Annotated in this window: 3 protein-coding genes; all 3 read left to right on the forward strand. The window is 63.4% G+C overall.

Translation table 11 applies throughout. From position 1 onward, the window contains the following. A partial coding sequence (locus tag QZY48_RS12700) for an Rpn family recombination-promoting nuclease/putative transposase (protein WP_295431224.1) occupies window positions 1-714 on the forward strand: 714 nt, incomplete at its 5' end. Between the two features lie 93 nt (window positions 715-807). Further along, entirely contained in the window at window positions 808-1029 is a 222-nt protein-coding gene (locus QZY48_RS12705) for a hypothetical protein (protein ID WP_295431225.1), read from the forward strand. Beyond that, entirely contained in the window at window positions 1019-1432 is a 414-nt protein-coding gene (locus QZY48_RS12710; protein WP_295431226.1) for a PIN domain-containing protein, read from the forward strand. The genes QZY48_RS12705 and QZY48_RS12710 overlap by 11 nt, the downstream gene beginning before the upstream one ends. Window positions 1433-1904 lie beyond the last annotated feature (472 nt).

The following is a 1904-nucleotide window of genomic DNA, read 5'->3' on the forward strand; positions in this document are numbered from 1 at the left end:
CTCTATGAGGACCTGCACCGGTCGAAAGAGATCGGGCCGGATGATCCGCTCCCGCCGGTGCTCCCGATCGTGCTCTACAACGGCGCCGAGCCCTGGACCGCCAAGACCGACCTGGCGGACCTGATCGACCCGAGCCTGCCGCCGCAACTGCGCCGTCGGCAGCCCCAACTGCGCTATCTTCTCCTGGAAGAACGCCGCTACCCCGAGGCCGATCTCGTGCGTCTGCCCAACGTCGCCGCCGCCTTGTTCCGCCTGGAGAATGCCCAGGCGCCGGAGAACATCCAGCGGGTCCTGGTCGAGTGGCTGGCCGGGGCGGAGAACGCGAGCCTGCGCCGTGCCTTCGTCGTCTGGCGGAAGTGCGTGCTGCTGCCGACGCGCGTGCCCGGCGTCGAGATACCCAATTTCAGCGAGTTACAGGAGCTTCACGACATGCTGGCCGAACGCGTCAAGACGTGGACCCAGGAGTGGAAGGATCAGGGCTTGCGGGAGGGCAGGCAGGGGGGCGAGGCTAAGTTGCTGCGTCGGCAACTCACTCGCCGCTTCGGCCCGCTGCCGTCATGGGCTGAGGAGCGCCTGGGTCAAGCCGGCGAGCCCGAGCTTGAGGAATTGAGTAAACTGTCCCCGAAATTCGGAGGCCTGGGACAACGGTTCCGAGATTTTTCGCGGCCTCCGCGACCCTCGCAGCCTGTGGTTTTTGAAGGGTGCGTGTCTTAGCTTAGTGCCATTCTGGTCTGTCCCTATTGCCAGTCCCCTATTGCCACTTGTGTATTTGCCGTTGGCCTCCCATCCCGCCCCCGGAGCCCATTTATGAACGCCGTCGATCTGATCGCCCATGAAGCAACCGAACTGCCCGCGGCCCTGCAGGCCGAGGTCCTTGACTTCATCGGCTATCTCAAGACTCGCCACCCCCAGGCCCCTGCGGCTGCCCCCAGCGACGCCAGGTTACTAGAATTAATTGCGTTTTTTGCCCCCTACCGAAAGAACTTCGGCAGCTTCGTCTTCGATCGGGACGAAGCCAATGCCCGGTAGCTTCATCGACTCCAACGTCGTCCTCTACAGTTTAAGCAAGGACGAATCCAAGCAACGCAGAGCACTGGAGCTGCTGGCCAGCGGTGGCTTGATCTCCACCCAGGTCCTTGGGGAGGTAGCCAACGTCATGCGCCGCAAGCTCGGCTACGAGGTCCCAGCGATCCGCGATGTGCTTCTACGGCTCATCGGCGACTGCCGTCTCCATCCGCTGGCACCCTCGACGGTCCTGCGCGCACTCGATGTCGCACAGCGTTTCGGCTTCTCGTACTACGACAGCCTGATTGTCGCCGCAGCCCAAGAGGCCGGCTGCGCTATCGTCTATTCCGAAGACTTGCAGCATGGGCAGGTTGTCGGCCCCGGGTTGACCGTCGTCAACCCGTTTCTCGAACCAGTCGAACCATGAACCACCCGATTGGCCGGCAGGATGCCGGTCGCGGTTCTGTCCGCCGTGAACCGCTGCCGAGGTCCAGGTTATTGGCTTTCTCGGATCGAATCCCAAGGATGACCGTCGATGGCTCCACCACGTCGAACGCGGCCCGGGCGCGCGAGTCCGCTGGTCAGGCGGCGCGTGCGGTCAACGTCCCGGTCGGCGGAAACTGCCGCTCGCGATGCGTCGGCAGCACCGCCGCGACGCGCTCGAGCGGTACCCTATGTCGCTGCTCCTGCACCGAGCTAAGTGGCCTATCGGAGTAATCGTGGTAGGTCCCCGATTTCTGCGTCCCCGATTTCTCGCATCAGGCCCACGAAATGGGTATCCTTGTAACACCGGACCCCGCGGGACAAATCCCTATGGCGACGCACGACCCTTCCTATAAGCTGCTGTTCTCCCATCGCAAGATGGTTTCCGACCTGCTCCGCGGCTTCGTGCACGAGGA

This window comes from uncultured Thiodictyon sp., from assembly GCF_903828115.1.
Taxonomy (GTDB): Bacteria; Pseudomonadota; Gammaproteobacteria; order Chromatiales; family Chromatiaceae; genus Thiodictyon.

Excerpts from the sequence above, each read along its gene's own strand:
- QZY48_RS12705 (WP_295431225.1), top strand. The coding sequence starts at position 808 with ATGAACGCCGTCGATCTGATCGCCCATGAAGCAACCGAACTGCCCGCG.
- QZY48_RS12710 (WP_295431226.1), top strand. The coding sequence starts at position 1,019 with ATGCCCGGTAGCTTCATCGACTCCAACGTCGTCCTCTACAGTTTAAGC.